Consider the following 26,898-nt stretch of genomic DNA (forward strand, 5'->3'; position numbering starts at 1 on the left):
TTGAATGGAAGATTCTAAAGAACGAATTGCAGGATAGAGGATATGAACAAGCTGAATGTGGAAGTGCTTAAAAAACAATTCCCACTTGTAGAGCAACTGATCAACCTAGATGAAGTTTGCTGGTTTAATCCCAACGTGACCTCGCTTGAAGAAGGTTTGCCGCACGTCGGATTGAACGCAGAAGATATTCATGTCGCGAGTGCAAGGCTCAAGACCGCTTCTGGTCTCATTGAGTCGCCTGTAGTGGACATTCCAAAGATGAAAGCGGCTTTGGAAACTCAGTACAACGTCCCAATATTCGGTCGCCTCATGCTCAAGCTTGATAGTCACTTACCAATATCCGGCTCGATAAAAGCCCGTGGTGGCATTTATGAAGTGTTAGTTCATGCAGAAAAACTGGCGATTGTCGCAGGGTTGTTAAGTGAGAGTGATGATTACAGCAAGCTGCTGAGTGGTGAGTTCCGACAATTTTTCCAACAATACAGCATCGCGGTTGGTTCAACGGGAAACCTAGGCATGTCGATAGGCATGATGAGTGCCAAGCTTGGTTTTTCAGTATCGGTTCATATGTCCGCCGATGCGAGAGAGTGGAAGAAAAATAAACTTCGATCGCACGGTGTCAACGTGGTTGAGTACGAGCAAGATTATGGTGTTGCGGTTGAGCAAGGTCGAAAACAGGCAGAGAGCGATCCCAACTGCTTTTTTATCGATGATGAAAACTCACAAACCTTGTTCCTAGGTTACTCGGTTGCAGGTGAACGCTTAAAACAACAATTTGATGATTTAGGTATTGTGGTTGATGAACGCCATCCACTGTTTGTGTATTTACCATGCGGTGTTGGTGGTGGGCCAGGTGGTGTTGCTTTTGGGCTCAAGGTGGCCTTTGGTGACCACGTGCATTGCATCTTCGCTGAGCCAACACATTCTCCTTGCATGCTGTTGGGAGTACATACTGGTTTGCATGATGAGATAGCGGTGCAAGATATCGGTATAGATAATCTCACCGCGGCAGATGGCTTGGCAGTTGGTCGTCCTTCTGGTTTTGTTGGGCGAGCCATGGAGCGGCTAATTGATGGTTACTACACAGTGACGGACGAACGTATGTATCAGCTTTTAGGAGAGTTGAGTGAACGAGAAGGCATCAATTTGGAGCCCTCTGCATTAGCCGGAATGATGGGCGCGGTGCATGTCTCGAGTTCTCTACACTACCAGACTCGTTTACAGCTTACGGATGAACGTTTGAAAAATGCCACACACTTAGTTTGGGCGACCGGGGGAGGGATGGTGCCAGAAGCCGAAATGTCAGCTTACTTGGCGAAGTCTGGTCGTTAGAGCGTTCTTCAAATTTGTTGAGTTAGTCAATGAAAAAGCTCATCCGAAGATGAGCTTTTTAGTCTTACTTATAGAGATTGAAGCAACTGGTAGTAACGACCGTGTTGAGCGAGTAGCGTTTGATGGTCGCCTTGCTCAATGATCTCGCCCTGTTCCATAAGGCAAATGTTGTCCATGCTCTCTAATTCTATGAGTCGGTGAGTGATGAACACAACCGTCTTGTTGGCAAAATACTCGTTGAAAAGCGCCATGACTTTTTGTTCGGTACGCTTGTCGAGGCCTTCGGTTGGCTCATCAAGAAGCAAAATCGGAGCATCTCGTAGTAACGCTCGCGCAATACCAATACGACGTTTCTCGCCACCAGAAAGTTGACGACCGCCATCACCCAGCCAAGCATCAAGACCCGGCTCTTCAAGCAGAGCACCCAGTTCAACTTTTGTTAGGATCTCCGCCAGTTGCTCATCAGTCGCATTTGGTGACGCCATTAACAAGTTGTCACGTAGTGTGCCGTTTAACACATCTACTCGTTGGCTCACTACGGTAATTGCTGAGCGCAGATCGGATTCACACCAATCTTTTAGTGAAGCGCCACCAATGCGAACCTCACCTTGGTTTACATCCCAGTAGCGACAAAGTAGTTGAATCAGAGTCGACTTGCCTGAACCCGTTTGACCAACAATTGCGGTTTTCGAGCCTAAAGGAAGTGAAAGCGAAAGGTCTTTCAGCACTTTCTGTTGTCCATCAGGGTATGCAAAATCAATGTTGATGAACTCGATATCCAGTGGCTTTTCTTCGCGTTTAGATTGCTCAGGGAAGACAACATCAGGCTCAGCAAGAATCACTTCGTTCAAGCGACGGGCAGAAGTCAGCGTTTGACCAAGGTATTGGAACGCACCCGCAATAGGCATCAAAATTTCAAAACTTGCCATTGTTGCAAAAGCGAATAGGGCGATCCAAGGATCAGGTGCCCGACCACCAACACCATCAGCAGCAAACCAAAGCATGACAACTAAAGTCAGGCCGTTCACCAACATCAGAAGTCCTGACGCCATACCAGTCAGATTAGCGTTTACAAACTGGTTTGAAAGCAGTTGTTTTTGCTTTTCAAGAATCAGGTTACGGTAGCGTTCTTCTGCGCCAAAAATACTCAGCTCGCTATAGCCTTGTAGCCAATCGAGTGTCGCGACACGAAGCTGAGCTTTGTTATGCGTTAAGTGCTCACCATTGTTTTTGCCCAGTTTGTAAAAAAGCACTGGCCACACCAAAAGCATGATCGTAAGAATTGAGCCTAAAAGTAGCGCAAGATGCCAGTCAAAGAACGCTAAGACTGCGGTTAAACTCAGAATACCAAAGATGCCAATAATGACTGGGCTGACAAGTCGCAGATAAACGTGATCCATTGCGTCCACATCGGCTACCAGACGGTTCAGCAGATCAGCATCGCGCATTGTTGACACTCGGCCTGGGATCAGCGGAGCAAGTTTCTTGAAGAAGAAGATGCGCAGGTCTGTCAGTAATTTAAATGTCGCATTGTGGCTTACAACGCGCTCACCCCAACGGCCAGCTGTTCGTGCCATTGCGGCACCGCGCACGCCAGCACCTGGCAGCATGTAGTTGAAGGTTTCACGCGCAACGCTTAAACCAGCCACTGCTGCTGCGGAGATAAACCAACCAGACAGAGTGAGCAAGCCGATAGATGCAGCAAGTGTTAGGAACGCCAATAGCATACCCAGCGACAAACCGAACCAATGTTTTTTATACAGTTTTAGATAAGGGAGTAAATCACGCATCTAGGTTCCCCTTGTCTGATTCACGCTGCGCTAGGTTGGCAGCTAACATGTCTTTAAACAAACCTTCTTGTGAGGCTAGGGTAGCGTAGTCGCCACGTTGTACGATTTGACCATCTTGCATCACGAGAATTTGTGAAACGTTTTGCAAAGGCGCAAGTTGGTGAGTGATCATCAAGTTAGTGGTGGATTGGGTATACTTATTAATTCCTTCCATCACCAGTTTTTCACTGCGCGCATCTAAGCTTGCTGTTGGTTCGTCAAGCAACCAGAAACGGCCGTTTTGTAGCATTGCTCGCGCAAGTGCAAGACGTTGAGCTTGTCCTACAGATAAACCGCCTGAACGGTCAGAGATTGCGTAATTCAGGCCATGCATTTCAACAAACTCAGCCGCGTAAGAATCGTTGAGCACTGTATTCACTTGTGCGTCTGGAATATCGTGTTTACCAAGCGTGACGTTATCACGAATGCTGCCGTGCAATAACATTGGGTTTTGACCAATCCAGCTGACAGCTTCGCGCCAAGTCGATAGATCAAGTTGAGACAACTCGCAGCCGTTAATTTTCAAACTGCCCTTGTATGGCATAAAGCCAAGAATGGTATTAACCAAACTGGTTTTACCTGCGCCACTTGGGCCAACAAGCGCAGTGCTTTGATTGGCTTCCAATGAAAATGACAGAGGGCCAGCCAATTGTTTGCCTTCAGGGCTGAAAACAACCAAATCTTGAGCTTCGATTTGAATTGGCGTGTTCTGTTCAAGAGATTGAGTTCCATCTTTCACTTGATCGACCTCTAGTTCAAGAAACTCGACAATACTTTCGGCAGCGCCCACCGCTTGTTGCTTCGCGTGATAGAAAGTACCGAGATCTCGAAGTGGTTGGTAAAACTCAGGAGCTAAAATCAGGATGAACAGGCCAGCAAACAAGGTGACGCCAGCACCGTAGTAACCAAAGTTCAATTCACCGATGTAACTGAAGCCGAAGTAAACCGCAGTAATAGCGATAGAAATAGAAGTGAAGAACTCTAGTACCGCAGAAGAAAGGAATGCGATTTTTAGTACATCCATCGTGCGGGTACGAAATACCTCTGATGCCCCTTTTAGGGTCTCAGTTTCTGACTTTGTACGGTCGAAAAGGCGAATAGTCGTCATCGCTTGCAATCGGTCGTAGAAGTGACCGGACAAGCGTTGCATTGCTTTGAAGTTTTTACGGTTCGCTTCCGCGGCTTTGATACCAACTAATGCCATAAAAATAGGCACTAGCGGGGCCGTCACAAGGAAGATTAAACCTGCCGCCCAGTTAACTGGGAATACCACAACCAAAATGATGAAAGGAACTAATACCGACAGCGACATTTGAGGTAAGTAGCGAGAGAAGAAGTCTTGCATGTTCTCAACTTGCTCTAGAATCAATGTCGCCCAAATGCCTGCTGGTTTGCCTTTAATGTAAGCAGGCCCCAGCTTGTGGACTTTGTCTAAAATGAGTTGTCGAATGTAAACTCGGATTTGTTCGCCACAGCGGTAGCCCGCAATTTCGCGGCCCCACGTACATGCAGCGCGGCCGATGACGGTTCCGACTAATCCGACAAAGTGCCAAATGAGCTCACTTTTATCGACTTGTTCGATGATTAATTGGTGAAGAATGGAGGCGAGCAGGGCTGCTTGAGCCAATAAAAACACGCTTGAAAGTACGCCTAGGCCTATCGCAATCATGAGCCAGCGCTTAGCTAACTTGCTCTGTTGCTTAAGCCACTTATTCAAGCTGCTTTGCTTTTTCTTATCCATCGTGAAGGCTTAATGATAATTGTTTTAATGAGGCGGTAGTATACAAAAGAAAACCCAGCGGGAATACCGCTGGGCTTTAAGGATATGACACAAATGTGAAAAGTTATTTGTCACTAAGTGCGTCTAGGAAGCGTTCCGCATCCAGAGCTGCCATACAGCCTGTACCTGCTGATGTGATTGCTTGACGATAGTTGTGATCCATTACGTCACCAGCTGCAAATACACCTTCAATGCTAGTTTGCGTCGCGTTGCCTTCTAGACCCGACTTCACAACGATGTAGCCATCTTTCATTTCTAGCTGGCCTTCAAAGATCTGGGTGTTTGGCTGGTGGCCGATCGCGATAAACGCGCCCATCACTTCAAGATCTTCAGTTGTGCCTGTGTTTACATCTTTAATGCGAACACCAGTTACACCCATATCGTCGCCCAGAACTTCTTCTAGTGTGCGATCGGTGTGAAGTATGATGTTGCCATTTTCCACTTTGTCCATAAGACGATTAATGAGGATCTTCTCCGCACGGAATGAATCACGACGGTGGATCAGGTGAACTTCAGATGCGATGTTAGATAGGTACAGCGCTTCTTCAACCGCTGTGTTACCGCCGCCGACAACCGCTACTTTTTGGTTGCGGTAGAAGAAACCGTCACACGTAGCACACGCCGATACGCCGCGACCTTTGAACGCTTCTTCTGATTCCAGACCTAGGTATTTAGCGGATGCACCTGTTGAAATGATCAAAGCATCACAAGTGTACTCACCAGAATCACCTTTTAAACGGAATGGACGTTGAGACAGTTCAACTTCGTTGATGTGATCGAATACGATTTCTGTTTCGAAACGTTCCGCATGTTCTTTCATGCGTTCCATTAATGCTGGGCCTGTTAGGCCTTCTGCATCACCTGGCCAGTTTTCTACTTCTGTTGTAGTGGTTAGCTGACCACCTTGTTGCATTCCCGTCACAAGCACAGGGTTTAGATTCGCGCGCGCAGCGTATACTGCCGCGGTGTAACCTGCTGGACCAGAACCAAGAATTAATAATTTACAGTGTTTTACGTCGCTCATTGTGGCTCCAAAGAGGGCTGAACATTTCTCTCGATTGTATGGAAATTCTTATAGCTTTAAAAGCATAAACGGCGATTGAGATCGAATAAATGGTTATAGATTAGAACTCACTATCGCGTGATAGAAATTGTCTCAATCCAGCATAAAATTCTATTTGCAGTAGAGAAATCTAGTTTCAAATGTTGTGTAAGCTTTAATCTAAAACATATACCTGGTTTAACTTTTGTTTGTAGGTTTTTATCTCGTTTTATTATTTATGTTGAAGCTATCAACGTTAAAAGCTGGCAATTGCAGAATATTTGCGTAATCTATGTTGTAAATTAAATGTTAATTAAATGTGCCTCATTAAAGGAGTCAATGATGTTACATTCGCGTGAGAACACTCTACATTTAACTCAGCTCAGCATGGCAGCAATTGAGCAACTTTCGCCTTCATTTGAAGCGTTACCTCATACTGAGCACGCTGATGGGCAATATCGATTACGACGCTACTCAGTCGTGAGTTTTGAAGATGGACAAGTGATAGATTTGAACAAGAACAGCTTTGTACAGTCTTCAGATATCAACCGATTTCAGGGTGATGTCATTCGTCAATTTGAACCTATCGAGAAAGACATTTTAGCAAGTGAAGGCTTTCGCGAAATGTGTGCGCTATTCGTGAGCGCAAACCACCTTCCAAATGGTCAAGAAATCGAAATTCACCAGATTCGAATCACTGCATTAGATAGCGAAACGCAGGTCGCGCCAGAAGGTGTGCACCAAGACGGTTTTGATCATATCGCGATGGTTGGTGTTGGTCGTCACAACATCATTGGTGGTGACATCATGCTATACAGTAGCCATAACCAAGCCCCATTTTTCCGCAAAGTATTAGAAAACGGGGAAGTGGCGATGTTGGCTGACAGCAAACTTTGGCACAACGCCTGTCCAATTCGTTCTGTGATTGATGACCAAGCAGGCCACATGGATGTCTTTGTATTAACCGCAACGGACAAACGTAATGAACTTCAATCTTAATCAAATCAGAGAACAGTTTCCCGCGCTGGCTCAGTATCATAATGACAAACCAGTTACGTTTTTTGATGGGCCTGGCGGCTCGCAAGTTCCTCAATCTGTGCTTGATTCAATGGTCGGTTACCTTGGGCGTTTTAATTCCAACTTGGGTGGGCATTACTTCTCTAGCCAAGCTACAGTCGATGTCATGCAGAGTGCGCGCGAGTCGGCACAAGCGCTATTGAATGCCCCTTCGTCTGGTAATATTGTCTTTGGCGCGAACATGACATCACTGACGTTCCAGTTAAGCCGTGCAATCAGTCGTGATTGGCAAGAAGGGGATGAGATCATTGTCTCAGCGCTTGACCATTACTCGAACGTTTCAAGCTGGCAACAAGCAGCGGAAGACAAAGGTGCTAAGGTTCACCAAGTTCGAATCAATGAAGCTGATTGCACTTTAGATCTTGAGCACTTACAAAGCCTACTTTCAGAAAAAACACGCTTGGTTGCCGTGACATATGCGTCAAACACCACGGGATCGATAGTCGATATTCAGCGCGTAGTTGACATGGCGCACGGTGTTGGTGCTCAAGTTTATGTCGATGCCGTGCATTATGCTCCTCACCACTTAGTCGATGTACAAGCGCTGGGCTGTGATTTCTTAGCGTGTTCTGCTTATAAGTTCTTTGGACCGCATGTCGGTATCGCTTACGTGGCTGACCAATGGTTGCACAGCCTTCGTCCTTATAAAGTAGAACCGGCTACGAATATTGGTCCGGGTCGTTTTGAAACGGGTACACAAAGCTTCGAAGGCCTTGCTGGTGTTGCGGCCGCAGTGGAATATTTGGCTCAGTTTGGCGATAACGACTTACCACTTCGTCAGCGATTAGAACAAAGTTACGCGCTTTACAATCAACACGAACAGCGTTTAAGTGAGCGTTTTTTGCAACGACTCGACGCGCTAGAAGGTGTGAAACTGTATGGCATTGAGAGCGAAGATTGTCAGCAACGTACGCCGACGTTTGCTCTAACGTTTGACAAGTATTCACCAGAGTTTATCGCTAAGACCTTAGGTGAGCACAATATCTGTGTTTGGAATGGTCACTTCTATGCACTTGGTTTGGTTCGTCAGCTTGGCATTGAAGAATCAGGTGGGGTCGTACGAATTGGTTGTATGCATTACAACACTATTGAAGAAGTGGATATGTTGTTTGATGTGCTAGAAAGCATCCTTGATGCTTAATCTCTCATCGCTCTGAACGAAGAAAAACAAAAGCTCGAGCCAGTGCTCGAGCTTTTTCTATCTAGGAAGTTTGTATAGTAAAGCAGACGTATCTATGCGCTTACTTCAACTTCGTAAGATGTAAATTTGCGGACGTTAATCACACCGGTATCAAAAATCAGATACTGACCTTTGATGCCTTGCAAAATGCCAGTCACAACCGGGTTTTTGTCGAAGTTATGAGAGGTGATTTTCGTTGGGTGTTGCTGAACGGGGTAGCTAAGATCGGTAATGGTTTCGCTCAGTATCTCGATGGCATCTTCACCAAATTGCTGTTTGATTTCAGCAATCTTGTCTTGCACAAGAGGAAGCAGTTCAGCAAAACGATCTTGTAACTCAATCGGTTCACCATCGCCTTTAAGCAAAGTGCGCCAGTTTGTTTTGTCTGCAATATGCTTTGCCAGTTCCACTTCAATCAAGCCTGAAATATGACGCGTTTTGACTTTGAAAATTGGCAGACCCTGAGTTGCACCTTGATCAATCCAACGTGTTGGAATTTGAGTGTGGCGAGTGATGCCCACTTTCAAGCTTGATGTATTTGATAGATACACGAAGTGATCCACCATACAGTTTTCTTCTCCCCACTGCGGTTCGCGGCATGTGCCTTGATCGTAGTGGCAAGTCTCTGGCTTCATGATGCACATATCGCAGCTCGCAAGCTTCTTCATACACACGAAACAGTGGCCTTGAGAATAGCTCTTCTTGGTTTTCTTACCGCATGAGCAACAAAAAATATTGCCAGTATGCGTCAACGTGAGTGTTTTACCGAGAAAAGGTGACAGATCGACTTCTTCATCACCCACAGGAAGACGATAGCTGACGGCACCATCGAGAGAAGCACGCATTTTGTTTAGCGTACCAGTAGCAATTAATGACATGACATTACTCGTTATTGTGTTTTTCGACAGTATATAACGAAGTGCGCTCAAGATGCAGGCTTGACAGGGTTAATAACTGGCAATGTTTCCACAATGAATGACCATTGTTTCTCGTCGCAAAGCATGATTGTGCCTCGCTTGAGTGGTTGTGAATTGCTTCGCAAATAACAAGTAAGTCATCAAATTGGACGATTTTAAACCGTGATAACGGTTCAAAACGCGTTACCATGTATCGGAAATAAGAACCCAAGCCAAAAGTAATTTTGTTTCTTGATAAATGACTTTATTTGAAGTTCGAAATATCATTGAGTACACTGTGTTGTATATAAGTTAAGCAGGTCACTTGCCTATGAAGTGGATACACAAATTAATCTTCGCTCTTTCGATTTGTACGATCAGTTTAGTTGCTCTGTACAGTGTGTTAGGTGACACGCGTAAGCTCGTCATTACACCTGAACAATTCAATATTTATGCGACAAAAGATGCGAGCGAAGGTGGGCTAAGCACGGCCGATATCACCTATGATGCGCAAAGCTTGGTACTCAATTGTGAGCTAAAAAAAAGCAGTTATGCTTGGCCGTATTGCGGTATCTCGGTTTATACCGATGTAGCGAAGCCAACGCATGGCATCGATCTTTCTAATTACCATACCATCCGATTAAAGCTTCATTATGAAGAGGCGGGCAATGGGCAAAACCCAAGCCATGACTTGCGTCTTTATCTGAGAAACTACAATCCGGAATACTCGAAACCGGATGATGAATACACTATCAAATACAATGGCATGCAGTTTTCTCCATCGAATTTTAGTGAAACCATCGAGATTCCGATTAAGAACTTACAGGTAATGACCTGGTGGCTTGCGGATAACAAGGTCGATATTGAACATTCTGCGCCAGAGTTTTCGAACATTACGCGTATTGATATTGCCACTGGTTCGGGTGCTGCGCTTGGTCAGCACAAAATTGTGATTGATAAGATCGAATTTGAAGGTGCCTATCTTGCACAAGAAACGTTGTTGTTTGCTCTATTGTTTTCTTGGATGGCTTTAGGGCTGGCTTTCTCTCTGCATGAACTACGGAAAAACAGAGCGGCGTATGAAAAAGCGAAGCGTCGTCATCGTCATCTAGAAAAAGTGAATGGCACTTTGCGCGCGCAGAATTACGAATTTGCCGAGTTGGCGCACCGAGATGCGCTAACCGGAGCGATGAACCGTCATGCTGTACAAACTTGGTTAGAACAGCAAGCACGCCAAGTACGTTGGGGGCACTCGACGTTGAGCATCCTTTATATGGATTTAGACAACTTTAAGAAGATTAACGATAAGTTCGGGCATCAAATGGGGGATGATATTCTGCGTGAGTTCGTCATGGTCGTTGCCAGTTCTATTGCACCTGATGACCGTTTGGTTCGTTGGGGGGGGGAAGAGTTTGTGGTTTTCTGCCCAGATACCAATATCGAACAAGCAGTGAAAAAGGCCGAGATGATACGCAAGAATGTAGCAAACCACTTGTGGGTTCATGGTGAGGCGCTTACTTGCAGTATTGGTGTGGCCCAAATGCAAAATGAGCGCGTAACCGAGACCATGGCAAGAGCCGATGAAGTATTGTATCTCGCTAAACGTAATGGTCGAAACCGCGTTGAAGTGAATTACGGATTGTTGAGTTGCCAAAAGAATGAGGCATAAATAAATAGCATGACGTTCTAGCGATTCACACTTTTCGTTTAAACGCGCCGTTGTACTGAGCTTATGAAAGCAAAGTATGACGGCTTTTTTGTGTCTACAGTTTGTGTTGGCAGGCTATTGAGTTCGATTGTTCATTGAAGCTGGTATGAGAGTTTGTTCAGGCTTTAAGAGTAAAGGTTGATTGAGCACTAGGAATTCCCCCTTTAGAGGGAAGAATGCAAAGTGAATCCGCCAATACGAGGTAAGAAAGAATAAAAAAAGGTGGCCAACTGGCCACCAAGAGGGAAACTGCTGAACACCACTTTAGGGGAAGTTTGGGCTATCAATTCGATCACCGTGAACAGCAGTGTAGTGCTAATCGAGTCAGTGTTTCTTTACCAGAACAACCAAGCGAACAGTGTCAGTGCACCGATACAAGCAATGTTTAATACGAAGCCGATTCTCATCATTTCTTTTTGCTTGATGTGACCCGTACCGAACACAATTGCATTTGGTGGCGTTGCAACTGGCAACATGAAGGCACAAGATGCGGCTACCGCGATAAGCGCTGACAGAATCACTGGTGATAGACCAAGTGCTTCGGCAATGGTCGCGAACACTGGTACCAGTAGCGCAGCACTTGCTGTGTTACTTGCAAACTCAGTCAAGAAGACGACAAAGGCAACCACAGAAAGGATAGTGAGTAATACACCTGCTTGCTCAAGGAAGCCAGTTAGGCTGTGCGCTAGGAAAACGCTGGTGCCTGTCGCTTTTAGAACGTTACTCAAGCAGATACCGCCGCCGAACAGGATCAGAACACCCCAGTCTGTTGTCTTTTCAATGTCCTTCCATTCGACTGCTCGAGATGCGCCTAGCAGCAAGATGGCACCAATCGCAACCAAGGTGTCGAATTTTGCAAAACCGCCAAGCATGGTGTTGATCGGCTTGCTGAAAATCCACAAAGTGACGGTAAGTAAGAAGATTGCCAGTGTGACCATTTTGCCGTTCGTCCATTCAACAGGTTTGTGGTCAAGTTCAAACTTGTGGCTCAAATCTGGCTTGGTCATGGTGTACAGAACCAAAATCGCAATTGGCATCAAAATCAAAGAGATTGGCAGACCTAGCTTCATCCATTCCGTGAAGTTCAAACCTACTTCGGCCGCAGCAATCGCGTTTGGTGGGCTACCAACTAGCGTAGCGATACCGCCGATAGAGGCGCTGTAAGCAATACCGAGAAGAACGAACAAGAATGTGTTGTGGTTTTTCTTCGCGTCCAGTTTCGTCATGACACCTAACACCAAAGGAAGCATCATTGCGGCTGTTGCTGTGTTGGAAATCCACATTGAAAGACCTGCGCTCACACCGAACAGCATAAATACCGCGACAGACATTCGACCACGAGCAATCAGCAACACTTTGTCAGCGAGTGCTTGGTCAAGTTTCTGCTTGTGCAACGCAGCGGCGAGAGCAAAGCCACCCAAGAACAAGAAGATGATTGAGTTCGAGAAGTTATTCAGTGCAGCTTGGGTGTTAAATACGCCCAGGAAAACGGCAAGCATCGGTATCAGCAAAGCAGTAATGCTGACGTGAATCGCTTCTGTTAACCAAAGAATCGCAACAAAAACTAAGATGCTGATGCCGGTTACGACTTGTGGTTCAAAGGGTAGGGTATTAAACAAGATAATGAACAGCAGAATGTTGGCATTCAAAATCATGCTGTTGCGAGTGAAGAACCAATTCTTCAGTGTCACAGCGAGTGCGGTCATGGGTGTGCTCCTTTTGCATTGCCTTTTTGTCGGTTTTTTATGGCAAGGTAACTGACTTGTAGTTATTTATTGATTAAATGTTACTGCGAATGCGAAGGGCAATTTGGCCTGAATCGTAGGCGAAATAAGAAAATGTGAGGTTGAGATTTAGAAATGGGTAGAACTCTACCCATTTGTTTTTAACGAATTGTTATTCATGTGTGACGTGATGCACGAAAATGGTGCCAGCTGATTATTCTATAGGAATGTTGCGCTCAGCATTTGATGCTTCTGTTGGGTCTTCTACCGCAAGAATTGGCTCTTGAGGGCCAAGGAAGCGTGGCTGCGTATTCATCACGTAGAGATCCAAAAATGCTTTCACACGAGCAAGCAGTTCACGAATTCGCATCGAAGTTTTTTGTTTATTCGCCGTTGGGCCTGCGACTGCAAGGCACTGTGCATCAATGTTATACGCATCGGCAATGAACAACGCGCGCTCACAGTGAAAGCGTTGAGTCACTATTAAAAAACGCTCTGAGGCGAAGATCTTTTTTGCTCGCACGATGGAGTCCAAAGTCCTAAATCCAGCGTAATCGAGATGGATGACTTCTTCTGGAACGCCAGCTTTAAGCAGATCTCGTTTCATGGTCCATGGCTCATTGTAAGAGCGATGTGCGTTGTCTCCGCTAAGCAAAAACTGTTTCACTTTGCCTTGTTTATAAAGCTCGATCGCTGCATTGATGCGATGAGTGTAATAGGTGTTGAGTGTCTTTCCGATGTATTTACTCGTACCAAGCACCACCGCGACTTCGTGCTGGGGTATTTGGTCGTAATCGATAAAGATATTGTCTTTGGCCTGCAATGCGACCCAGCGGTCGATGGCAACAACAGACAGGAGGAGTCCAAATAAAGAGATCGACAAAATCAAAGCAATTCGCTTCCACGAACACTTAAGCTTCCACTTTGACCTTATACGAGAAAACAGCAAAACGTCTTATACCCTTTAATAAATGTGTATTCCTCATCATATCTGATAGAAACAAAAAGAGAGAAGCCCATTTATGCCAAAATCTGGTTAGGATGATAAAAAACAGCTTAAAAAACAAAAGCCCCTACAGAGTAGGGGCTAATAATTATACAAGTTGTCTCAAGCTTAGAATGCTGTGCGCTTGTAGCGGCGGTAAACTGGCTGCCAGAACGCTTGGTCAATGGCATCGTTTAGCGCTTCGTCTGTGATTTCCAGTGCCACACCTTGCTCGATTGCTTTCTTCGCAACGGCAAAAGCAATCTTCTTCGATACTAGGTGGATTTCTTCCAAAGGTGGTAGAAGTGCACCACGACCATTAATCGCAAGTGGAGAACATGTAGCCAGCGCTCGGCTTGATTCCATTAGCATTTCGTCAGTCACGCGTTTTGCGTTAACCGCTAAAACGCCAAGACCGATACCTGGGAAGATGTAACTGTTGTTACATTGTGCGATAGGGTAAGTGCGACCTTCGTGAACCACAGGATCAAACGGACTACCCGTTGCCACTAGTGCTTCACCGTTTGTCCAACGGATGATGTCGTTTGGTGTTGCTTCAACACGGCTGGTTGGGTTTGATAGCGGGAAGACAATCGGACGCTTGCAGTGTTTGTGCATCTCTTCGATGACTTCTTGGCTAAATAGGCCAGGAGCACCTGATACACCAATCAGTACCGTTGGTTTCGCGTTACGCATTACATCCAGTAGTGAGAAGCCATTTCCTTCATTTTCCCACTCTTTTGTGTTGCTGTGTTTTTGGACCAAACGCTGTTGGAAATCAAGCAGGTTAGGCATACCTTCTTGTAACAGACCCCAGCGATCGACCATGTAAACTTGAGAGCGTGCTTTCTCGTCAGAAATCCCTTCCGATACCATTTGCGCAATGATCGCTTCTGCGATACCACAACCCGCAGAACCCGCACCTAAGAAAGTGATGCGCTGTTTAGAAAGTTGAGTACCCGCCGCTTTACATGCTGCCAGTAAAGAGCCTACGGTTACTGCTGCCGTACCTTGGATGTCATCGTTGAAACAACAAATACGGTCTTTGTAGCGCTCTAGTAGAGGCATCGCATTTTTCTGCGCGAAGTCTTCAAACTGGATAAGTGCATCTGGCCAACGGCGTTGTACCGCTTGGATGAATTCTTCTACAAATGCATCGTAGTCAGGGCCCGTAATACGAGGATGACGCCAGCCCATGTACATTGGATCAGCAAGACGTTGAGGGTTGTTTGTACCCACATCCAGAACGATAGGCAATGTGTAAGCAGGGCTGATACCACCACATGCGGTGTACAGAGAAAGCTTACCGATAGGAATACCCATACCGCCGATACCTTGGTCACCCAAACCTAGGATTCGTTCGCCATCAGTCACAACAATCACTTTTACGTTGTGGTTGGCTGCGTTGTTTAGCAGGTCATCGATACGATCACGGTTCGGGTAAGAGATAAATAGACCACGACCACGACGGTAAATGTTCGAGAAGTTCTCACACGCAGCACCAACGGTTGGCGTGTAGATGATCGGCATCATCTCAGAAATATGGTTTTGTACTAAACGGTAGAATAGGGTTTCGTTGGTATCTTGGATATTGCGCAGGTAAATGTGCTTATCCATGTCGCTTTCGAAACTCTTGTATTGTTGGTAGGCACGTTCTACCTGTTCTTGAATTGTTTCTGTTGTCTCTGGAAGCAGACCTTCTAAGTTGAATGAACTACGTTCTTCAGCAGAAAAAGCACTGCCTTTGTTCAATAGAGGGGTTGCCATAAGAGCCGGACCCGCATATGGAATATATAGTGGGCGTTTATCGTTGTTCATTGGGTGCCTTAATGTAGGGTTGAAGGATGCGCACGAAATTTTAACGGGTTCACCATTTAGTTGTAAACATGCGTTGACGCACATCAATGTAATGTCGCAAAAAAACTCGTTTACCGACGAAAATATCGTCAATATTTGTTGTAAGAGATACCTAAAGCAGGATTTTTTCACTTGGGTATAATGCTCAGCATTATCACAACAAAATCCATTCTTTATGTTTCAACTGCCTATCGATAGCTTACAAGCTGAATTTGACCAACACGTGAAGCACCACCACCTCGTTGTGGAAGCAGAAACGGGTTCGGGTAAGTCAACACGCCTTCCTCTTTGGGCGGCAAAGCACGGACGTGTTTTGGTCATCGAGCCACGTCGAATTGCTTGTACCTCATTAGCTGAGTTTCTTGCGGAGCAATCTGGTGAGCCGATAGGTAACAAAATTGGTTACGCGATCAAGCTGCATGCGTATTTCGATGAGAACACGGAAGTTGTGTTTGTGACGCCGGGTGTAGCGTTGCGTTGGTTTGCGGAAGACAAACTTGCAAGCTTCGACATCGTGATAGTGGACGAATTTCACGAGCGTCGCTGGGACATTGATCTACTAACCGCAATTTTGAAGCAAGAAAATCAGCATCGATTGATAGTGACTTCTGCCACGTTAGAGGGCGAAAAACTCGCACATTATCTTAATGCTCATCGTCTTCGTTCAGAAGGGCGCTGTTTTCCTGTCTCGGTGACTCATCGAGTAATAGACAGTCGTCATCTGCCCAATAAAAAAGGGTGTGAAAATGACGTGGTGAAAGCAGTAAAAGAAGCCCTTGAAGATGAAGAAGGCGATATCTTGGTGTTCTTACCAGGTCGAAAAGAGATCACTCAGTGCGCGCAGATGTTACAGCACTTGGATGATGTGCTGGTGGTGAAGCTTCATGCCTCGGTCAGTGATGAAGAGCGACATCGAGCTTTAACTGTTCAAGCGCAGCGCAAAGTGGTGCTGGCAACCAATGTCGCGGAAACGTCGCTTACCATTCCTAACATCCGCGTTGTGATTGATAGCGGTTTGGAGCGAAGAACGGTTCAGCGCAACGGACGTACTGCTCTTACATTAACCAACATTTCAAAAGCCAGTGCAGCACAGCGAATGGGGCGTGCAGGGCGCGTAGCAGAAGGCTCCTGTATCCGTTTATTTGGCGAACATGCTCCATTAGAGTTGGTCACGCCACCGGAGTTGCATCGTGAAGAGCTGGTAGAGCCCATGCTTGCGGCGGCGTGTTGTGGCTATCGTTTATCTGAGCTGCACTTTCTTGATGCGGTTCCAGAAAAGTCATTGAACGCAGCGCTTCTGTGTTTGCAAGCGATGGGTGCATTAGACGATAACGGTGACGTAACTGAGCACGGCAAAAAAGTCTATCCACTGCCAATTGATGCGCTATTCGCCGATCTGGTGACTCGCATTCCGACCAAAGCCGAAAAAGAAGTCATGATCGATTTAGCGGCAGCGCTCTCCGTGCCTGCACAGCTGTATCAACTGCAAGGGGGAGAGGCAGCAGAGGCACTAGAGCAAGAAGAACCTTTGGGGTGTGACGCGTCGCTAATGATTCGATTGGTACGTGGAGAACAGCTTCCTGCTGTGATTGTTGATGCCAGTGTGTTGGAAGAAGCGCAAGGCTTAGCAAAGCAGATGCGGGACGTATTTGAATTGCCTCAATTGGAAGTGGCTTCGCGTTATCGACGAGATCAACTGACTCAAGCGATAGCGGCTTTGCATCCTGAATTGGTGTTTGTGCGCAGAGAGCGTCGCCGAGATGCACTTGGCAATGGTTCGATGGAAATGGTCGTTGGTCGAAACAGTCGTTTTCCGGATAAAAGTGAAGCGGCTTTGGTGCTAGATAGCCACAGCGTACCGGGTAGGGGAGTTAAACAAACGCTCAACCTTGCATCTGTCATTATGCCGATTTCGCTCGACCTCATTAAAATGCTCGAACTGGGAGAATGGCACCAAGGTGTTACTCAATACGAAGATGATACTCCGCTAGCAACTATGCACTTAGTGTACGCTGGTCGTACAATATTCACTGAGCATCAAGCGTTACAAGGTGAAGTGGCGATTCAATCTATTGCCGACATGATCGAACAAGAAATGTTGTTGCCAGGCTTTGCTCCATTGCGAAAACAACAAATTCAACACTGGAAAATCTACAACTCCCTAGGTCTGAATACTGAACTGGTGGATAAGAAAGCCCTTGATGAACTTTGTTTTTCTACTTGGCTGACCGAACAATTGGCAACGCTCGGCGTTGAAAGTGTTGATGACATCGAATTGTTCGAGGCCGATGACCTTCCATTTGAAGGCATTCCCGAGTGGGAATACAACGACTTCGCAGAGCAGTACCCTCTGAAGCTCGTGTTAGCTGAGCTCAAGCTTGAAGTGGAATATTTTGTGTCTCGCAAGTTGGTTCATGTCATCTACACAGAAGGAAATCGCAAAGGTGACCCTAAACGCTGGGAACTTCCAAGATGGGCTGGGTGGAAAGTTCAGTACAAAAAAGCCAGCCGTGTGGTGGATGTCAAATAAACGAACTTTATCAACGAGTTGGTAGAAATTGAGCTGTGTATCTACAGCTTATTGTAAAATCTTCAGCTAATTATAAAATCCGGAATGAAAATTGCTTTAACCGCTTTTCCCTTGCTGTTTATTGTCGAAGTTATCGATGATAAGGAATGATATTGCCGCTTTATGATTTGGCGGCAAAAGGATAACGATGAAGTATAAAGTAATTCCGCTCTTGTTGTGCCCCGTACTTGCTTACGGAAAAGACATTACCCATATCTCTACCTACGAAGACAACTACGTTCTAGGTACATACACCACAGACATCAACCAAAGCGCCTACAGTGAAATGGGCTCAGAGATGGATTCACTGCAAGATTTTGAAGTGAAGTTTCAGATCTCAGCATCAATTCCATTTTATCGCTTCAGCTCAGGCACTGCTTTAATGGGGGCTTATACTCAAAAGTCCCTATGGCAACTGGCAAACTCTGATATCTCATCGCCATTTAGAGAAACAAACTACAAGCCGCAAGTGTTCTTAGCGCATCAATCGAACATGTTGTTGTTCAATCATGTTGAAGCCGGTTACAAACATGAATCGAACGGTCAATCCAGCAAACTGTCACGCAGTTGGGATCGTCTATATGTCGCTGCCGAGCGTTTTTCTGGCCCAGTCGAGTATGGCGTACATGCATGGTGGGTGATTACCACAGAAAATGACGACATGGAAAATTACTACGCACCTTACGAGTTGTGGGCGAAAGTTTATACCCGTGCGGGCGTGGTCAATACACGCGGTTTTTACAACTTTGCTGATGATAAAGGTGGGGTTGAACTAGGTTACACATTCTATTTCAATGACATTCTTGGTGTATATCTTCAAGGTTACCATGGCTATGGTGAAACGCTGATCGACTATGACCATTCTCAAACCCGTGTTGGGCTTGGTATTAAGCTGATGAATCTATAAGCTTTTGATATTGACATCATCGCTTAAGCCCTGTTTTTAGTTTGCTGTTTGAAATATTAATCAATTGAATGCTTATATATGGCGAAGCTGTGCATCACTTGTTACAAAGCTGGTTTTAATATTTCCTTTTGAATGTAATTAAGGGCATAAAAGACTATTCTTTTATATCCCATTGCTATATCAAAATAGTTGAACGATATTTGGTATATCTCATTTTCGAGTGTCGGGGGCAGAGAATGGATCAACAAGGAAAGACATGCATCGAGTTCGACTACACCAGCTTTTTAGGAGCTACAGGAAGTAAGAAATGGACCTTCTTAGAGGCGTTCGCGACCATTGCGCCCATTTTTGGTTTGATGTGGAAGCAGAACATTGCAGAGTTGAGCCGACCGGAAGATCGACTCTGGGATGCGGCATTAAAATCGATGTCTTCACGCCAAAGTGACGAATCGAACTTAGTTCGTTTAACTCAGCTCGCAAAGCATGAAGGGATAAATGAATTACGTGTTGTCATGCCATATTCACTCGACTCAAAGCAGATTGAATATATTGAATCTCGCAGTAAGTTGAAGGTCGATGCGTCGGAGCAAGATGTTCTGAATATCAAGTTTTAAGCTTTTAAGCGTGGCCTTCTAATCTCACTTATACGCTTAAATAGAATCACCACAAAAGCGACCTCTCTGGGTCGCTTTTTTCGTATCTCAAGTGCTATGCATTCCACCTGCTCTGTCTAGCTCATATTATTGATTGGCTTAGTCTAATGCCACTTTTGTTGGAAGTGTGATGAATATAGAGTATTTACACTTAATTTAACAAAAACGTAACCTTTAGAAATGCAATTGTCATAACTAGCTTCTAACTTAGTGTTTTTAGGACAAATTACCGACCCAAATCATCGGCGCTGTGAGCTCGAATCAATACCCTTTTGTCTGCGGATAGGGAGATTTTTATTCGTTGCGTTATTTGGGCAAAAATAAAAACACAATAAGAAAGGAAGTCAGTATGTCTTTGTCTCGTCGAGACTTTATGAAAGTTGTCTCTTCAACCGCCGTTGCTACCGGTTTAATCGGTTGTGGCAGCGACGATAATGAATCCGTTGCCGTTAGTTTTGAACATGGTGTCGCCAGTGGCGATCCGACTCAAGCACAAGTAATTATTTGGACTCGGGTGACTACAGCCGCGAGTTACGTGGATGTGAGCTGGCAAGTCGCATCCGACATGGAGTTTTCCAATGTCGTGCAAAGTGGCGTATTCACTACCGATACAGGACGTGATTTCACGGTAAAAGTGGACGTACAAAACCTCAACGCCAATTCTCAGTACTACTACCGATTTATGGTCGGCGAGATGATGAGTGAGGTAGGGCAAACTCAAACTCTGCCTGAAGATGGTGTAGAAAAAGCATCGATGGCTGTGGTGTCTTGCGCCAACTATCCAGCGGGTTATTTCCACGTTTATCGCGAAATTTTAAATCAACATGAACAATCGCCATTCGACGTTGTGTTACATCTTGGTGACTACATTTATGAATATGGGGCTGGAGGCTATGCCAGTGAAGATGCCGCTGCATTAGGGCGCGAACCGAGCAAAGGCACAGAATGTATCACGCTGGACGATTACCGAAAAAGATACGCCCAATATCGTCAAGATGCCGATCTGCAAGCATTACATGCCAAACTGCCCATGATTGCAGTTTGGGATGATCACGAGTTAGCTAATGACACATGGAAAAATGGCGCAGAGAACCATCAAGACGACGAAGGTAGCTTTATCGACCGTCGAGCCGCCGCTGCGGCTGCATGGACTGAGTGGTTGCCAGTTCGTGAGAATACATTCTCAAACATGTTGATTTATCGTCAGTTCTCATTTGGCAACTTAGTGAATCTCATGATGCTCGATACGCGCCTTGTTGGTCGTGATAAGCCGTTGGATTACTTCTCACTCAGTGCACCTACAATGGAAGCTATCGGTGGGTTAGTTGCTCAATCACGTAGTGCAGACAGAGAACTGCTAGGCACTGAACAACTTGCTTGGTTGATGAATGAATTCAACACGCACGACGCAAAATGGAACGTTTTAGGCCAACAAGTTTTGATGTCGCGAATGGAGCTACCAAGTTCAGTGATGACGGCGATGTTCCAACTGTTTACGTCAACAGAAGAGAAGAAAACAGAAGCGTTGTTGGCGGTGAATACAGCGATCACGGGTTATCTTGCCGATCCAAGTGCAGATCCCATTTCTCTGCCTTACAACCTCGATGCTTGGGATGGTTACTATGTCGAGCGTGAAAAAGTCTACCAACTGGCCAAAGCAAGTAGTGGCAATTTTGTGTGTTTAGCGGGCGATACTCACAACGCGTGGGCAAGTGAGTTAAAAGATGTGTCAAACAATCCGATAGGGGTCGAGTTTGCGACGAGCTCGGTGAGCTCTCCGGGGTTGGAAGAGTATTTGGCGTTGGACCCGGTGGCGATTGCGCAAATGGAATACACCTTGCCGCATTTAGTCTCCGAGCTGCAATGGGCTGACATTAAACAACGTGGCTTTATGCGAGTGACCTTTACTGCTGATGCCGCTCAATCGACGTGGTACTTGGTGTCGACCATCAAAGATAAAAAGTATCAGGTGACGACGAAGTCGGCGTCTACGACAAATGGCACAACGTTAGACATTATCTAATCTAAACTGGCGAAAAAGTAAAAGTCCGCTCATCAAGGCGGACTTTTTTGTTGGCAATTTTCAATCAGCTTTCGGATAGCTAGTCGATCAAACCGTACTCTTTGCTGAGAATTTCGATGATTTCAGCTTTTGGATTTTCGCTTAGCGTAATTGGGTTACCTGTAATTTTCTCGGCGATACCAATGTAGGTTCTTGAAATATCCATCAAAGATTCAACAGGAAGATCGTTATCGCGTGCAAGAGCTTCGCGCTCTGGCATACGTTCTTTGTTTAATAAGATATCTGGGTCAGGGAAGTGGTTAAGTAGGAACTGACGGAAACCTTCTTTCGAGTTTTCAACGATGTTACCTGCTCGGTACTCCTTTGCATCCCAAATACGAGAAGAATCTGGCGTGCCAACTTCATCCATGTAGATCAGCTTTTCATTACCTGCGGCGTCATGAACATAACCAAATTCGAATTTGGTATCGACAAAGATTTGGTCGATTTCTTCTAACGCTTGGCTGATAACGTTAAAGCCTTCTTTCAACAATTTTTCGTACTGAGCGATATCTTCTGCACTTGAGAAGTTAAACGCTTCATAGTTGTCCACGATATTTTGGCGAGTGATGTTCACATCGTCTGCTTCTGGTACACCAGGAATGCCTTTTAGGATGCCTTTGGTTGACGGCGTCATTAGCAAATCCGGTAGAGCCTTATCTTTTTCTAACCCTTCAGGAAGTTGGATACCACAAAACTCGCGCTCACCATTTGCGTATGCACGCCACATGGAACCAGTGATGTATTTACGGCAGATTGCCTCAATTTTTACCGGTTTTGCTTTTTGAACGATCCAAACAAATGGGTGAGGAATATCTAAGATGTGGCTGTCAGCTAAGCCGTTGTCTTTAAAAAGCTTAAACCAATGATTTGAAATGGCATTCAATGCGGCACCTTTACCCGGCACACCTTTAAGCCCACCTTCACCATGCCAAATACAATCGAAAGCAGAAATACGATCGCTGATCACCATGATGGCCAGGGGCGCATCTGGTGCGACATCGTATCCTTTCTCTTTGATCAGTCGGGCACTGTCTTCTTCAGTTAACCAGTAAACTGAACGAACTTTTCCGCTGTGTACGGGTTTGTGGGTGCGAATTGGCAGGTCGTCATTGACGGCAAGTACTTGATTAGCAAGGCTCATTGCGACATTCCTATCATCTTAATCAAACGTCTTAAGGAGAAGATATTCAGCGGAAAATATCAGCTGAATAAATCGAATGAGGGCATCATACCAGAACTATTTTAACTCGCCAGAGAAAAAGCAAACGTTTGCCTCTTTTCTTTAATACAAAAAATGCCCCCTTAAAAGGAGGCGAGATGCAGGATAGATAACGTCGATCTTGTTAGTGATACTGGTTTACTCTGCCATCGACGAAAAAGACTTCACACTGATAACGCTGAGCAATGTCACGCAACATGGATTGGTTCATAAGAGCAATTTTGTTTGATGCGACAACCGCGCAGGCATTGCCAGACTGAATGGCTTTGATAACGATTTCGACTTCAGAAAGCTGTTGAGACGGCTTCATCTGAATAACGTTTTTGCAGCAAATATTGGAAGCAGTGAGTTGCTCAAAATCAGGACGAGGACACTCAGCGGTAAACAGAATCCATTGTTTTTGCTGTGACAATACTGCCAACTTAGAAAGAAGCTGATCAGACACATCCATTGGTTGAGTGGTTTGTGCCAGTACGTTGTAACGTGAGTATGTACGAGATTGACTTTGTAACTGCATCTTACTGTTCCTTTATACATGCTGTATGTGTATACAGTAGTTTGTTTTGGCTATCTGATCAACCCATTTTTACTGATGAGTACGTGAGATAACGCTCACTGATAGTTGAGTGATTTGCTTAAAGTATTGATTTGTAATGAATTGTCTTTGTTCTTGATATGTTGGGTATGGATTGAAAAGTGTGAAGTTAGCAACATTATCCGAGTGGTATATACAGGTGTTTACTACTGTATATACAGTGCTTTTGTTGATGTTATACAGTGGTTTTTGATGGTCGATACAGGTATGAGTCACACGATGAGCGTGTTTACGTCGTGATTATGGGGAAGAGATGTGAATCATAAGCGATCAAAAAAGCGCCCTAAAAGGCGCTTTTGAAAATCAGTTCCATTGATTCTAACCGGATTAGCTCGCTCGTTGTGCCATGCGCTCACGCATTTGCATTTCGCCTTGGTTAAACAGACAAACATCGATCTTCGCCATGTCGTAGCAGGTTTGGCAAGAGTGATGATATTTGCCATCTACATAATCGTGACGAGTAACAAAACTAGGTTTTTTACACCAATCGCAGGTGCCTTCTTCAGTGAACATTGATTTTCTCCCCACCTAGATAAATATGAGTCGTTAGGTGTTATTTTTCGCCGGGCATTATGGCATGAAAAAGAGATTGACGTTAAATGTCTGTTAATTTGTTTGAGAGCGAGATCGATTGCGAACCTTGTTTTACTTAGACTTAAAGCTAGCCATCAAGCGCTCTCTAGTTGTGATTTACGATTTTGTAACATTTTGTGAGATGATTTTAAACGCCTGGTTCAAACGTTTCATTTCTTCTTCACTTCCACGAGTATCTGGATGATAGAGTTTTGAAAGTTGTCGATAGCGGAGTTTCACTGCTTGGTTATCAGGAATGGTTTGTGGTGTGTAACCAAACATCGCGCAGGCAACCGCAACTTTATGATTGTCGGATTGGCTGCGAGTCTTTTTAAACTCTTTGAATACTTTCTCCAACTGACGCTTCAATTGTTTATTCGTGAACTCTAACTCTTTTACTTTTGCATTAAGTTGCTGAGTTTGGTTTGCCTCTTGGGAAGACTGTGCGGCCAAAGCTCGTTGCTGCTTTCTTAGAACTACGCATCCACCGAAGCCTGCTAGAGCGATCACCAATCCACCAATAGCCAACCACATAATCGTGCCATTATCAGACGTTACGGTTGATTGTGGAGCGACAGGCTGCTCTTCTTTTGTCGCTTCTTTATCTAATTCCACAATTTCGGAGACTTGCTTTGCACGCAGTTGATTGAAGCGCTCTTCGAGATAATGATTGTAAGCTTCTTCCGCTTGAGGGTTTGTGTCCGAGGCTAATTGGTACCACGCCTCAACGAGATCGCTGGTGGTGATGTCTTTTTGGTGATGCTGAACAAAGTCCGCTAACAAGAACCCGCGGTCGCGAGGGTCATTCAACGCTACAGAGGTAAACCAATACGTTGCCTGTGAGTAATTAACCGCACCGGTCAATCCTCGGGAATAGTCTTCGGCCAGCTGTTTCTGCGCAGGTAAATAGCCTTGGCTTGCGGATTGCTCTAGCCAATAGCGAACATCCGATGGCGAATCTGATTTTGGAGAAAGAGCCAGTTGCTGCGCCAGTTCAAATTGTTCTGCTGGGGATGTTGGTGCTTGAGAAGCAAATGCAGATACAGAAAGACAGCTGCTTAACGTAAAGGATAGGGCGATGGTTTTGAATGACATTGAATGTGTCAGGCCTAGCGTATGTTGCTAGGCCTGCTCCGGTAATTTTTGTTATTACCGTTATGGTGCTACCAAATTACTTCAGTGGCAAGATCTGGATTTCAACACGGCGGTTGCAAGCACGACCTTCAGAAGTTTGGTTTGAGCAAATTGGATTGCGCTCGCCGTAGCCACGTGCAATTGCACGGCCTGGAGCCACTTTTTGAGACACTAGGAACTGACGAACAGATTCCGCGCGACGCTCAGAAAGCGTTTGGTTGTATGATTCGCTACCAGTGCTGTCTGTGTAGCCATCAATGACTAGGCTTGTATCTGGGTATTCAACCAGAATACGAGCAACACCACGTAGAGTATTGTGGATGCTTGCATCCAGTTGGTATGAGCTTGAAGAGAAGCCAATGCCATTTTCCATGCGAAGTAGAAGTTGGTTTTCACCTACACGCTGTACTTGTACGCCAGAGTTTAGCAACGCACGACGCAGTTCTGCTTCTTGTTGGTCAAAGTAGTAACCGACGCCTGCTCCAGTAGCACCGCCTGCCGCCGCACCAATAAGAGCATGTTTACGACGTTCTTTTGCGTTATCACCAGTTGCCAAACCGATCGCTGCACCAGCAATAGCACCAATTAGCGCGCCTTGCGTGGTAGAGTTCGTTTCGTATTCACCCGTTGTTGCATTTTGGCGTTGAGTAGCTTGACAGCCTGTAAGAGCTAGCACTAGTGCCAGTGCAATAGACATCTTTTTCAAGGGAAAATCTCCGTATAAAACTGAGGCGAAACAGTGCCTCATAATGGGATGCGAATTATGAATCAGTAGATATTGATATTTGTTATGCGAAAGTAAGATTGATAGAGAGCTGTGTAAGAATTTTCTTATAACGCTCAATATCAACCCACTTTTACGTATCTAGTTGAGTATGTTGCGCTTACTTCGAGGTGTTGCCCAACATTTTTCTGGCTTGTTCTCCACCGACACCACGGTTTACAGAGACTTTTCTGCCTTTCTTTAATCCGACTTCGTAGTCTTCAGTCAGATTCTTCATGGCTTCTCTTAATTGTTTTTTGAACGTTTCACGGTCGATGTTCTGAAACTCTTTATCAATGTAATCATTGATTTTGTTTGCAGACTCTTCATCTGGTGAGATCACAGGTAGCTTTTCAAGTGCGCCTTCTACCCAGCCAGAAACAAAAGAGTTAACGCGACGAGTCACTTCCATTGAAGACGTACCAGAACCTGCAAAGCTATTACGGAACTGGCCGGTGCTTTCATTCAATTCTCGATAGATGATGTCGAAAGCAAAGGCAGCAAAGATAGCGCGATCGGCTTCACCAATAAACTCAACGCGTTTAAGCCCTTTGTGATTCAACAATACGGCTTCAACACCAAACTTAGTGTTAATGCCGCGAATCACGCGCAATAGGGTAGAACTGATGTTGGACGGCAACAAATGGGAAGATTGAGTTTTTCCCATTTTGATAAACTCAATATCGTCTTTGTCCAAACCATATTTGAGCATAAGGCGATGCGCCATCTTGATGGCGTTTGCCGCCTCATTCACGTTGGCGGAGTTACCCAGTTCCAAACACTTGGCGATTTTTTTCAGAGCTTTTTGTTTATCCATCGACAACCAGTAACGAAAGCAGAAAATTTACGAAGTCAGACATATTACCTTTTTTGACATAAAAACGAAATACAAGGCGAGGTGGAAGTGGTTTCTTCCGAGAAAAAATAAGCCCCGCAAGGAGCGAGGCTAGGCGTTTTTAGGTCGTCTTAATCAGGCGAAACGATATTACCTTATCGAGATGACTTCTTTT

The 26,898-nt window shown here is 45.2% G+C and carries 21 protein-coding genes; 8 read left to right on the forward strand and 13 right to left on the reverse strand.

Going from position 1 to position 26,898, the window contains the following annotated elements; all coding sequences use genetic code 11:
- Positions 1-42 precede the first annotated feature (42 nt).
- Positions 43-1,332: a D-serine ammonia-lyase gene (locus tag OU793_RS03040; RefSeq protein WP_274647722.1), complete on the forward strand. Its 1,290-nt coding sequence runs from the start codon at positions 43-45 to the stop codon at positions 1,330-1,332.
- Positions 1,333-1,400: 68 nt separating this feature from the next.
- On the opposite strand, the gene cydC is transcribed toward OU793_RS03040, so the two are convergent.
- The 3 genes from cydC to trxB form a co-directional block, all read right to left on the reverse strand.
- The gene (gene cydC / locus OU793_RS03045) at positions 1,401-3,122 is read right to left on the reverse strand and encodes a cysteine/glutathione ABC transporter ATP-binding protein/permease CydC (protein ID WP_025795379.1); all 1,722 of its coding nucleotides are present in this window, start codon (positions 3,120-3,122) and stop codon (positions 1,401-1,403) included.
- Entirely contained in the window at positions 3,115-4,902 is a 1,788-nt protein-coding gene (gene cydD, locus OU793_RS03050; RefSeq protein ID WP_140103394.1) for a cysteine/glutathione ABC transporter permease/ATP-binding protein CydD, read from the reverse strand. The genes cydC and cydD overlap by 8 nt, the downstream gene beginning before the upstream one ends.
- Positions 4,903-5,005: 103 nt before the next feature.
- A complete protein-coding gene (trxB, locus tag OU793_RS03055) occupies positions 5,006-5,965 on the reverse strand; it encodes a thioredoxin-disulfide reductase (RefSeq protein WP_017448652.1) in 960 nt (319 codons plus the stop codon).
- A 360-nt stretch (positions 5,966-6,325) separates the two neighbouring features.
- Between trxB and OU793_RS03060 the strand changes: the two genes are divergently transcribed.
- Together OU793_RS03060 and OU793_RS03065 are read left to right on the forward strand one after the other, a co-directional pair.
- Positions 6,326-6,982 carry a 2OG-Fe dioxygenase family protein gene (locus tag OU793_RS03060; RefSeq protein ID WP_015296577.1) on the forward strand — a complete coding sequence of 219 codons (657 nt, stop codon included), beginning with the start codon at positions 6,326-6,328 and terminating at the stop codon, positions 6,980-6,982.
- A complete protein-coding gene (locus OU793_RS03065) occupies positions 6,966-8,201 on the forward strand; it encodes a cysteine desulfurase-like protein (protein ID WP_020840450.1) in 1,236 nt (411 codons plus the stop codon). The genes OU793_RS03060 and OU793_RS03065 overlap by 17 nt, the downstream gene beginning before the upstream one ends.
- Before the next feature lie 92 nt (positions 8,202-8,293).
- Here the strand turns inward: OU793_RS03065 and OU793_RS03070 are convergent, their stop codons facing one another.
- A complete protein-coding gene (locus tag OU793_RS03070) occupies positions 8,294-9,118 on the reverse strand; it encodes a DUF2797 domain-containing protein (protein ID WP_029843054.1) in 825 nt (274 codons plus the stop codon).
- Positions 9,119-9,467: 349 nt separating this feature from the next.
- Between OU793_RS03070 and OU793_RS03075 the strand changes: the two genes are divergently transcribed.
- Entirely contained in the window at positions 9,468-10,805 is a 1,338-nt protein-coding gene (locus OU793_RS03075; RefSeq protein ID WP_025509185.1) for a diguanylate cyclase, read from the forward strand.
- 374 nt (positions 10,806-11,179) lie between these two features.
- On the opposite strand, the gene OU793_RS03080 is transcribed toward OU793_RS03075, so the two are convergent.
- The 3 genes from OU793_RS03080 to OU793_RS03090 form a co-directional block, all read right to left on the reverse strand.
- Positions 11,180-12,550: a DASS family sodium-coupled anion symporter gene (locus tag OU793_RS03080; RefSeq protein ID WP_005462594.1), complete on the reverse strand. Its 1,371-nt coding sequence runs from the start codon at positions 12,548-12,550 to the stop codon at positions 11,180-11,182.
- 232 nt (positions 12,551-12,782) lie between these two features.
- Positions 12,783-13,517, reverse strand: coding sequence for a vancomycin high temperature exclusion protein (locus OU793_RS03085; protein WP_005462605.1), 735 nt, complete (start codon positions 13,515-13,517; stop codon positions 12,783-12,785).
- Positions 13,518-13,682: 165 nt separating this feature from the next.
- The gene (locus tag OU793_RS03090; protein ID WP_005462599.1) at positions 13,683-15,371 is read right to left on the reverse strand and encodes an NAD-dependent malic enzyme; all 1,689 of its coding nucleotides are present in this window, start codon (positions 15,369-15,371) and stop codon (positions 13,683-13,685) included.
- Positions 15,372-15,585: 214 nt separating this feature from the next.
- On the opposite strand from OU793_RS03090, the gene OU793_RS03095 reads away from it, so the two are divergent.
- The 4 genes from OU793_RS03095 to OU793_RS03110 all read left to right on the forward strand — a co-directional run bounded on the left by OU793_RS03095 (position 15,586) and on the right by OU793_RS03110 (position 21,562).
- Positions 15,586-17,940, forward strand: a complete 2,355-nt coding sequence (locus tag OU793_RS03095) for a helicase-related protein (RefSeq protein WP_140103395.1) — start codon at positions 15,586-15,588, stop codon at positions 17,938-17,940.
- A gap of 187 nt (positions 17,941-18,127) precedes the next feature.
- A complete protein-coding gene (locus OU793_RS03100) occupies positions 18,128-18,886 on the forward strand; it encodes a phospholipase A (RefSeq protein ID WP_005462596.1) in 759 nt (252 codons plus the stop codon).
- 236 nt (positions 18,887-19,122) lie between these two features.
- A complete protein-coding gene (locus OU793_RS03105) occupies positions 19,123-19,500 on the forward strand; it encodes a hypothetical protein (protein WP_005462601.1) in 378 nt (125 codons plus the stop codon).
- Positions 19,501-19,888: 388 nt separating this feature from the next.
- Complete coding sequence (locus tag OU793_RS03110; RefSeq protein ID WP_029824997.1) at positions 19,889-21,562, forward strand: alkaline phosphatase; 1,674 nt, start codon at positions 19,889-19,891, stop codon at positions 21,560-21,562.
- 79 nt (positions 21,563-21,641) lie between these two features.
- On the opposite strand, the gene OU793_RS03115 is transcribed toward OU793_RS03110, so the two are convergent.
- The 6 genes from OU793_RS03115 to OU793_RS03140 form a co-directional block, all read right to left on the reverse strand.
- Complete coding sequence (locus OU793_RS03115) at positions 21,642-22,745, reverse strand: phosphoribosylaminoimidazolesuccinocarboxamide synthase (RefSeq protein WP_025630752.1); 1,104 nt, start codon at positions 22,743-22,745, stop codon at positions 21,642-21,644.
- Between the two features lie 202 nt (positions 22,746-22,947).
- Positions 22,948-23,340 carry a SulA-like leucine-rich domain-containing protein gene (locus OU793_RS03120; RefSeq protein ID WP_083151057.1) on the reverse strand — a complete coding sequence of 131 codons (393 nt, stop codon included), beginning with the start codon at positions 23,338-23,340 and terminating at the stop codon, positions 22,948-22,950.
- 405 nt (positions 23,341-23,745) lie between these two features.
- Positions 23,746-23,931, reverse strand: a complete 186-nt coding sequence (locus OU793_RS03125; RefSeq protein ID WP_180793879.1) for a hypothetical protein — start codon at positions 23,929-23,931, stop codon at positions 23,746-23,748.
- Between the two features lie 177 nt (positions 23,932-24,108).
- On the reverse strand, positions 24,109-25,086 hold the full coding sequence (locus OU793_RS03130; protein ID WP_017448642.1) for a J domain-containing protein: 978 nt from the start codon (positions 25,084-25,086) through the stop codon (positions 24,109-24,111).
- 76 nt (positions 25,087-25,162) lie between these two features.
- Positions 25,163-25,831, reverse strand: a complete 669-nt coding sequence (locus OU793_RS03135) for an OmpA family protein (protein WP_005483532.1) — start codon at positions 25,829-25,831, stop codon at positions 25,163-25,165.
- Positions 25,832-26,009: 178 nt separating this feature from the next.
- On the reverse strand, positions 26,010-26,705 hold the full coding sequence (locus OU793_RS03140; RefSeq protein ID WP_005462644.1) for a DUF2786 domain-containing protein: 696 nt from the start codon (positions 26,703-26,705) through the stop codon (positions 26,010-26,012).
- Positions 26,706-26,898 lie beyond the last annotated feature (193 nt).

The sequence above is a fragment of the Vibrio sp. VP6 genome (genome assembly GCF_028823755.1).
GTDB lineage: Bacteria > Pseudomonadota > Gammaproteobacteria > Enterobacterales > Vibrionaceae > Vibrio > Vibrio parahaemolyticus.

What these genes read in the sequence shown, in the direction of transcription:
- OU793_RS03040 (WP_274647722.1), top strand. Translation starts at nt 43, where the DNA reads ATGAACAAGCTGAATGTGGAAGTGCTTAAAAAACAATTCCCACTTGTA.
- cydC (WP_025795379.1), bottom strand. Translation starts at nt 3,122, where the DNA reads ATGCGTGATTTACTCCCTTATCTAAAACTGTATAAAAAACATTGGTTC.
- cydD (WP_140103394.1), bottom strand. Translation starts at nt 4,902, where the DNA reads ATGGATAAGAAAAAGCAAAGCAGCTTGAATAAGTGGCTTAAGCAACAG.
- trxB (WP_017448652.1), bottom strand. Translation starts at nt 5,965, where the DNA reads ATGAGCGACGTAAAACACTGTAAATTATTAATTCTTGGTTCTGGTCCA.
- OU793_RS03060 (WP_015296577.1), top strand. Translation starts at nt 6,326, where the DNA reads ATGTTACATTCGCGTGAGAACACTCTACATTTAACTCAGCTCAGCATG.
- OU793_RS03065 (WP_020840450.1), top strand. Translation starts at nt 6,966, where the DNA reads ATGAACTTCAATCTTAATCAAATCAGAGAACAGTTTCCCGCGCTGGCT.
- OU793_RS03070 (WP_029843054.1), bottom strand. Translation starts at nt 9,118, where the DNA reads ATGTCATTAATTGCTACTGGTACGCTAAACAAAATGCGTGCTTCTCTC.
- OU793_RS03075 (WP_025509185.1), top strand. Translation starts at nt 9,468, where the DNA reads ATGAAGTGGATACACAAATTAATCTTCGCTCTTTCGATTTGTACGATC.
- OU793_RS03080 (WP_005462594.1), bottom strand. Translation starts at nt 12,550, where the DNA reads ATGACCGCACTCGCTGTGACACTGAAGAATTGGTTCTTCACTCGCAAC.
- OU793_RS03090 (WP_005462599.1), bottom strand. Translation starts at nt 15,371, where the DNA reads ATGAACAACGATAAACGCCCACTATATATTCCATATGCGGGTCCGGCT.
- OU793_RS03095 (WP_140103395.1), top strand. Translation starts at nt 15,586, where the DNA reads ATGTTTCAACTGCCTATCGATAGCTTACAAGCTGAATTTGACCAACAC.
- OU793_RS03100 (WP_005462596.1), top strand. Translation starts at nt 18,128, where the DNA reads ATGAAGTATAAAGTAATTCCGCTCTTGTTGTGCCCCGTACTTGCTTAC.
- OU793_RS03105 (WP_005462601.1), top strand. Translation starts at nt 19,123, where the DNA reads ATGGATCAACAAGGAAAGACATGCATCGAGTTCGACTACACCAGCTTT.
- OU793_RS03110 (WP_029824997.1), top strand. Translation starts at nt 19,889, where the DNA reads ATGTCTTTGTCTCGTCGAGACTTTATGAAAGTTGTCTCTTCAACCGCC.
- OU793_RS03115 (WP_025630752.1), bottom strand. Translation starts at nt 22,745, where the DNA reads ATGAGCCTTGCTAATCAAGTACTTGCCGTCAATGACGACCTGCCAATT.
- OU793_RS03120 (WP_083151057.1), bottom strand. Translation starts at nt 23,340, where the DNA reads ATGCAGTTACAAAGTCAATCTCGTACATACTCACGTTACAACGTACTG.
- OU793_RS03125 (WP_180793879.1), bottom strand. Translation starts at nt 23,931, where the DNA reads ATGTTCACTGAAGAAGGCACCTGCGATTGGTGTAAAAAACCTAGTTTT.
- OU793_RS03130 (WP_017448642.1), bottom strand. Translation starts at nt 25,086, where the DNA reads ATGTCATTCAAAACCATCGCCCTATCCTTTACGTTAAGCAGCTGTCTT.
- OU793_RS03140 (WP_005462644.1), bottom strand. Translation starts at nt 26,705, where the DNA reads ATGGATAAACAAAAAGCTCTGAAAAAAATCGCCAAGTGTTTGGAACTG.